At 66.4% G+C, this 8,391-nt stretch carries 3 protein-coding genes; all 3 read right to left on the bottom strand.

Annotated features, from left to right (window positions below; translation table 11 throughout):
• A partial coding sequence (gene pks2, locus ACK5M9_RS16290; protein WP_416894180.1) for a sulfolipid-1 biosynthesis phthioceranic/hydroxyphthioceranic acid synthase occupies window positions 1–4,790 on the bottom strand: 4,790 nt, incomplete at its 3' end.
• A gap of 305 nt (window positions 4,791–5,095) precedes the next feature.
• Entirely contained in the window at window positions 5,096–6,460 is a 1,365-nt protein-coding gene (locus ACK5M9_RS16295) for a condensation domain-containing protein (RefSeq protein ID WP_416894178.1), read from the bottom strand.
• 137 nt (window positions 6,461–6,597) lie between these two features.
• Window positions 6,598–8,391, bottom strand: a 1,794-nt coding sequence (locus ACK5M9_RS16300) for an SDR family NAD(P)-dependent oxidoreductase (RefSeq protein ID WP_416894179.1), incomplete at its 5' end; no start/stop codon positions are given.

Below are 8,391 nucleotides of genomic sequence, written 5' to 3' on the forward strand. Positions count from 1 at the left end.
ACTTGCCGGCGTTTGTCGCTACCGGCGGTGGCGTAGATCTGTGCGCCCGCGGCGCGCGCGATCGCAATCGCCGCCTGACCCACACCACCGGTCCCGGAATGGATGAGCACCTTGTCCCCGGCCCTGATCCGCGCCAGATCCTGCAACCCGTACCACGCCGTCGCCGACGCCGTAGAGACCGCGGCAGCCTCAACATCGGTCAAACCCTCGGGAAGCACGGTGGCCAGCCGGGCGTCACAGGTGACGAAAGTCGCCCAACAGCCATCGGGAGACAGGCCCCCCACCCGGTCGCCGATCTTGTGGTCGCTGACGTCGGATCCGACCGCGGTCACCACCCCGGCGAAATCCAGCCCGAGCGGTGGCTGCTTGCCGTCGAAGGTGGGACAGCGCCCATAGGCTGCCAGGACGTCGGCGAAGTTGATGCTGGCCGAGGCAACTGCGACCTCGATCTCGTTGGGGCCCGGGGGTTTCCGGTCGAATGCGGTGAACTCCAACGTCTGCAGGTCACCGGGTGTGCGGACCTGCACCCGCATGCCCTGTTGGCTGTGGTCGACCACGGTGGAGCGGCGCTCCTCCGGACGCAGCGCGGAGGGGTACAGGCGGGCGGCGTACCACTGGCCGTCCCGCCAGGCCGTTTCGTCTTCGTCGGTGGCCTGCAGGAGCTGACGTGCCAGGTGTTCGGCACTGGTGTCGTCGATATCGATGCCGGTGGGTTTCAGGTGCGGATGCTCGGAGCTGATCACCCTCAGCAAGCCCCGCAACCCGCCCTGTTCGAGATTCGGGCAATCGCCTGGGAGCACCGGCGCGGCGTTGTGGGTCACGACGTAGAACCTGGGCGCCTGGCCTACGATCTCGGGCAGTTCGCGGGCGATGTGAACCGCGAGTTCGACGTACTGAGCGCCGCGGGAGATCGCATCTCCATCCCGGCCGCTCGGCGGTTCGGTGAGTATGACGACGCCGTCGAATACATTGGCGTTCAGCAGATCCCGGAGCTGGCCAACCTCGGCCCCGTGGTCGCCGTCGAGCGGCCAGGACATTGCGGCGGTCTGTGCGTCGTGTGTTGCGAGGGCCTCGGCGAGGCTGCTGGCCAACGGAGGGGCGGTGTCAGCCGAGTCGGCGGTGGCCGCGGTGTCGCAGACATTGATCAGCAGCCAGTTTCCGGGTTCGGTCACCGTGGTGTCGGGCAGCTCGTGTTCCTGCCATTCGATGGTCAGCAACCGCTCGCTCAGGACGCGGTCGTGTTCGCTGTCCGCCGATGCGCCGGTACCCAGCCGCAGACCGCGCACCGCCAGTAGTACCGCGCCGTGCTCGTCGAGGACATCGATATCCGCGGACAGCTCACCGGCGCCGGAGTCCGGGCGGGTCACCGTCGTCAAGCAGTAGTGCGCATGCCGGGCCGGGCCGTAGGAACGGATCCGGCCCACGCCCAGCGGCAACAGCAGCCGACCGGCACCCGAGCCGTCCGGGTTGCGGACGCTGGGGTGGGCTGCCACCGACTGGAAACAGGCGTCCAACAGTGCCGGATGTATGACATAACTGGTTTGCTGCGAGCGGATGGACACCGGAAGCCCGGCTTCGGCCACCAGGGTGTCCTGCTCCTCAGCGGTGTGCGCGGCGACCAGGCCGGCGAACGCCGGACCGTACTGGATGCCCCGGAGATCGGCGTCCAGCCGGAGGTCATCGCCATCGATTCGGGTCTGGCGCCCGGCCAGCAGGGCTTCGATGTCGTGGGGGGCCGGGGGTTCGGCGGCGGCTTCCTGTGTGGTGAGTGCGTGCAGGATCGCCGTGGCCCGCAGGGTGCGTTCGCCGTCCTCGGTGGTTTCCACGGTGAACGGGATCATTCCGGGGGATTCCACGGTGGCGGTGGTGCCGACCAGGGTTTCGGCGTCGAGCAGCAGCAACTGTTCGAACTCGATGTCACGAACTTCGCCCGCCTCACCCAGGATGGTGTGGGCAGCGCTGAGCGCCATCTCGCAGTAGGCGGCACCGGGCAGGGCCGGGGCGCCATGGATCTGGTGATCCTCCAGCCAGGGCTGCGCCTGGGTGCCGATATCGGCCTGCCAGACGTGACGTTCGGGCTCCTCGGGCAGCCGCACGTGCGGGCCCAGCAGTGGATGCACCGCCACCGAATTCGCATGAGCGAGCCGGTCGGTGCTTTCCACCAGCATCAGCCGGCGGTGATTCCAGGCCGGCAGGATCGCATCCACCAGGCGTCCGGTGGGGTAGAGCACCGAGAAGTCCACCGCAGCACCGGCGGCATACAGGTCGCCGAGCAGCCCGCGCAACCCGTGCGGCAGCGGCTGCTCGCGGCGCATCGCGGCCAGGGCGGCGACCGACATGTCCAGCCCGCGAGCGGTCTGATCGACCGCGTGGGTCAACAGCGGGTGCGGGGACAACTCGGTGAACACCCGGAAGCCGTCCTCGAGCGCGGCCTGCACCGCCGCGGCGAACCGCACCGTGTGCCGCAGATTGTCCGCCCAATAGTAGGCATCGAAATACGGTTCCTCCCGCGGGTCGAAGGAGGTCGCCGAGTAGTAGGGCACCGCCGGCTCCTGCCCGCCGATGTCGGCCAGCGCCTCGGTCAGGTCATCGAGGATCGGATCGACCTGCGGGGAATGCGAGGCCACGTCGACGGCCACCTCCCGGGCCAGCACGTCACGCTGCTCCCAGGCCGCAACCAGCTCACGCACCGTCGCGGTATCCCCACCGATCACCGTCGACTGCGGCGACGCCACCACCGCCACGGTTGCGTCGGTTATCCCGCCGCCCAGCAACTCAGAAAACACTTGTTGCGCGGGAAGTTCGACCGAGGCCATGGCGCCGGCCCCGGCGATGCGGGTCATCAGCTTCGAACGCCGGCAGATCACCTTCACCCCGTCGGACACCGATAGCGCACCGGCGACCACCGCAGCCGCCGATTCACCCAGCGAATGCCCGATCACCGCACCCGGGATCACCCCGTATGCCTTCATGGCGGCCGCCAACCCCACCTGCATGGCGAACAACGTCGGCTGCACCCGGTCGATACCGCTGACCTTCTCCGCGGCGGTCAACGCCTCGGTCACCGAGAACCCCGACTCCTCGGCGATCAACGGCTCGATCTCGGCGATGGTCGCCGCGAACACCGGCTCATACTCCAGCAGATCCTTGCCCATCTGCGCCCACTGCGACCCCTGCCCGGAAAACACCCACACCGGACCCTTGTCGTCCAGACCCACCGCCGGCGGATAGGCAACCTCGGCACCGGCAAGCTCCCGCAAAGCCCCGGCCAGCTGCGGACGATCCTCGGCGAACACCACACCGCGCACCGCCCGCGGCGACCGCCGCCGGGCCAACGTGTACGCCAGATCCGCCACGTCCAGATCCGCCTGCGCCTCCACCCAGCCGGCAAGCTGCTCCGCGGTCGTCCGCAACGCCTCCTCCGACGACGCCGACACCGGAAAGACCAGCTCCCCGTGCAGCCCGGCACCGGCGGGCTCCGGCACCCCCGGCACCCCCGCCGCCCCCGTGGGGGGCTCGGGCGTGACATCCTGCTCGGGAGCTTGTTCGAGGACCGCGTGCACGTTGGTGCCCGAGAACCCGTACGAGGACACCGCGGCTCGTCGCGGTGTCGATGCATCACCAATGGGCCAGACCGTACTCTCTTGTGGCACAAAGAGATTGGTCTCTATCTCGGTTAACTTCTCGGGAAGTCGGCTGAAGTGCAGATTTTGCGGGACCACGCCGTGCTGCAGCGCCAGGACAGCCTTCATCAGCCCCAGGGCTCCGGCGGCGGCTTGGGTGTGGCCGAAGTTGGTCTTGACCGATGCCAGTGCGCACGGCCCCTCGGTTCCGTAGATTTCAGCGAGGCTGGCGTATTCGATCGGATCACCGACCGGGGTCCCGGTACCGTGTGCCTCCACCATACCGACGGTGGTCGGGTCAACGTCGGCCGCGGAAAGGGCCGCCCGGTATGCGGCGACCTGAGCCGGCTGCGAGGGCGTCACGATATTGACGGTGTGCCCATCCTGATTGGCGGCCGTACCGCGGATCACAGCCAGGATCTGGTCACCGTCGCGTTGGGCGTCTTCTAGCCGCTTGAGTAGCAGCATGACCGCGCCCTCGCCCGAGACGAAGCCGTCGGCGTTGACGTCGAACGCATGGCAGTGCCCGGTGGCCGACAACATCCCGATGGCCGAACCCGATGCGGCTTTGCGTGGCTCCAGCGAGACCGCGGCGCCGCCGGTCAGCACCATGTCGCTTTCCCCGTCGTGCAGACTCCGACAGGCCAGGTGGATCGCAGAGAGTCCCGATGAGCAGGCGGTGTCGACCGTCATCGCCGGGCCGCTGAGCCCCATGGCGTAGGAGACCCGCCCCGATCCCATCGCGAAACTGTTGCCCATGTATCCGTATGGGCCGCTGAGAGTATCGGCGTCGGCGTGCATGAACAGGTAGTCGTCGTGCATCAAGCCGACGAACACGCCGGTCCGCACGCCGGCCAGCTCCTTGCGAGTCAACCCGGCGTGCTCCATTGCCTCCCAGGCCGTCTGCAGCAGCAGCCGGTGCTGCGGATCCATCTCGGTCGCTTCGCGCTCGCTGATCCCGAAGAACTCGGGATCGAACTCGGCGATGTCGTCGAGGAAGGCGCCCCATTTGCAGACCGTCCGGCCGGGCACTCCAGGCTCCGGGTCGTAGAACTCCTCGACGTCCCAGCGATGCGCGGGAACCTCGGTGACCAAATCGTCGCCGCGCAGCAGCGCCTGCCACAGGGCGGCGGGAGAGTCGATCCCTCCCGGCAGCCGGCACGCCATACCGACGACGGCTACCGGGGTACCAGTGGGGCTTTCCACGGTTGATCACCTCATCCCTCGCCGTGATTGCCAGCGTGCGATTGAGCCGGTGGCTAGGACTTCAAACTCTGCGGAGAACTCTCCGAAGCGTAGTCGTTCGCTTTCGCCGGTGTTGCACGAACCGGTGCCCGTGCGGCACTGCCTGCGGTGCTGATCTTGGCGAACTCACAACCCGAGGTGCGCACGACGATCTATCGACAGGCGTGCCGGTTGCGTGTCCCCGGCGAACTTTTTCGGCAGGGACACACAACCGGACATGCGCTGGATTATCGAGCCGCGGGAACCGTCGAGTTCGCGTACTGGCCCTCGGCCGCCTTCTCGAACACGGACTTGAGAACCTCGAGGTAGCGGGTTACCGACTCGCGGGCAACGGGGTTGTTCGGCAGGTTCACCATGATGGAGACCTCGTCGAACAGCCGAATCACCGAGAAGTACAGGTAGGCGGGGTTCCGGCCGTCGTTGTAGGCGGTTGCATTCGCACCCTTCAATGCCGTGGCGACAACTGCGGAAAGCGGCGGCAGGCCGGCGTCCATGTAGTTCGTCATGAAGAACTGTGACGAGTTCCGTTGCAACCAGGGCGCCAATTCCAGGACGCGTTCGTACGGCACGTTTGCCATGTCGAGGTTGTCGTCGAAGGACTCCTGAGTGGAGCGAGCGGTTTCTTCGAACGAATTCGGGTCGATGGCCACGGTGTAGGGCACAGCGCCGGTGAACCAGCCCATCGACAGGTACTCCTCGGGGGAGGTGCGCTTGTCGACCGGCGTCATTCCGTAATAGGTTTCCTCACCGGTCAGCTCGTAGTGCGCCATGGCGACACAACCGAACAGGCCACCGCTGAATCGTGCCTGTGCGGCGATGCACCTCGCCTCGAACTTGGCTGTTTGCTCGGGAGTCAACAGTTTCTCGATCATGATGTCGCCACCGGCTGTCAGCGTCTGCTCACCCAGCGGCAACGGGAACTCCGGCAGACCACCGCGGTTGTTCTCGGCGAACTCGATCCATTTGCGGACGTTGGGAGAATCCACGGTGACCTCCGCGGAGGTCTTCGCCTCGCGAATGCAGAAGTCGTCGTGGCTGCCCGGCTCCGCCATAACCAGCGGCGGCTTGCCCTCGAGCAGTGCGCGGTAATTCGTCAGAATTTCGACATACAGCGAGGAAACAACCGCCGGGTCGCAATGCAAGTGGTCGACGATCGCGAACAACGAGCAGTGGTTCTCGTGCTGAATCAGACCGAACCGGAAGCAGTCCCATTCCAGCGGGGTCGGCGTCGACAAAACCAATTCGCGCCATTCCGGCTGTGTCATCTCGCCATGCTGAACCGGTGCAAGCTGGATATCACGCGGATTTTGAATCTTGTGCCGGACAATATCCTTCGGTCCGTTGTACTCGAACCAGCTGCGGTACGTTTCGTGCCGGCGTGCGTGGGCGTTGATGACGTGCGTCATGGTGCGGATATCGCACTTTCCCGGAATTTCCCAGGAACCCATCACCAAGCGGGAATAGTCGAGGCCGCGCTCGGCGTAATCCACGTAGCCGCGAAGGTGGCCGGCCTGCATGGAACTCGGCGGCACATCGACGACCGGAGCTTTCATGGCCTTTGCACGCGACGCCGGTGTCGGCTGCCAGGTCACAATTGTTCCCGGGCCGGGCTCCCAGTCGTGGACGATTCCAACACCGAGAGTTACATCTGCTGATCCCCCACCTATGATCACGTTGCCTCCTCGATTACAGCCAACTGTCAAGCAGTGGCGCTTGGGACTTTTCTACCTCATGGGGGTGTCGGCGCGTCGGGTTTTGAGATTAATTGGCCGTAAAGGTGATCAGAGACACCCCGAACGGTGGTGATGTCGGTGGTGGTGAGGCGGACCTTGACCTCGGATTCGATATGGGTGCGCAGTTCCAGGTTGCCCAGCGAGTCCATCCCGAACTCTGACAGTGGGCGGTCGACGTCCACGGCACGACGCAGGATCAGCCCTACTTGCTCCGACACCAGGCGGCGCAACCGGGCGGGCCATTCCTCCTGGTCCAGCTCGGCGAGTTCGGCCAGGAACTTGCTACTGCCCGACCGGCTCCTACCTGCGGATTTGAACGCCTCGGCGAAGGGGCTGCGCTGGGCGAAGGCGGTCAGCCAGGCCGATCCGATGACCGGGGCGTAGCCGGTGTAGGCGCGATTGTGCCGCAGCAGCACCTCGAACGCATACGCACCTTCCCCGGGCTCGATCGCATCCCCGGACTTCTCGGCGAATTCCGCACCCTTGCCGATCGCCTCCCACGCACCCCAGGCAATCGCGGTAGCCGGCAAACCCTGTGACCGGCGCCACAACGTAAACGCATCCAGCCAGCTGTTGGCCGCCGCATACGCGCCCTGACCCGGCGAACCCACCAGCGCCGCCGCCGAGGAAAAACAGCAGAACCAGTCCAGCGGCTCAGCGGCCTCGACCTTGCGCACCGCCTCATGCAGATTCCACGCCCCGAACACCTTCGGCGCCCAGTCACGCCCGATGAGCTCATCGGTGATATTCGGCAAGGTGGCGTCCTCGACCACCGCCGCGGCATGCAACACCCCGCGCAACGGCACACCGGTAGCCCGCGCCGCGGCCACCAGCCTCTCCGCGGTACCCGGCTCGGCGATATCACCGCACTCGACGACGACCTCCGACCCGGCCGAACGGATCGCCTCGATGGCCTCCAGCGCCTGCCCACCGGGCTCCGAACGTGAACTGAGCACGATACGCCCGGCCCCGGCGGCAGCCATCTTCTCGGCCAGGAACAACCCCAAAGCCCCCAACCCACCGGTGATCACATAGGAGCCGTCGCCACGGAACACCCGCGCCTGCTCCGGCGGCAACACCACACTGCTACGCCCGGAATGCGGAACCTCCAGGATCAGCTTGCCGGTGTGCTCGGCCGCGCCCATCACCCGGATCGCGGTCGCCGCATCGGCCAGCGGATAACACGTGCTCTCCGGTATCGGCAGCACACCCTCGGCGGTCTGCCGATACACCGTATCCAACAGGTCCCGGACCGCCACCGGGTGTGTCCGCGACATCAGCGCGAGGTCGACACCGAAAAATGCGAGGTTCTGCCGGAACGGGAAGAGGCCGACTTTGGTGTCGCCGTAGATGTCGCGCTTGCCGATCTCAACAAACCGGCCGCCCATGGCCAGCAGTTTGATCCCGGCCAGCTGAGCGGCGCCGGTGACCGAGTTCAGCACGATGTCCACCCCGTAGCCGTCGGTGTCACCGCGGATCTGCTCGGCGAACTCCACACTGCGCGAATCGTAGACATGCTCGATCCCCATGTCCCGCAACACTTGCCGGCGTTTGTCGCTACCGGCGGTGGCGTAGATCTGTGCGCCCGCGGCGCGCGCGATCGCAATCGCCGCCTGACCCACACCACCGGTCCCGGAATGGATGAGCACCTTGTCCCCGGCCCTGATCCGCGCCAGATCCTGCAACCCGTACCACGCCGTCGCCGACGCCGTAGAGACCGCGGCAGCCTCAACATCGGTCAAACCCTCGGGAAGCACGGTGGCCAGCCGGGCGTCACAGGTGACGAAAGT

This window comes from Mycobacterium sp., assembly GCF_047975165.1.
Lineage (GTDB): Bacteria > Actinomycetota > Actinomycetes > Mycobacteriales > Mycobacteriaceae > Mycobacterium.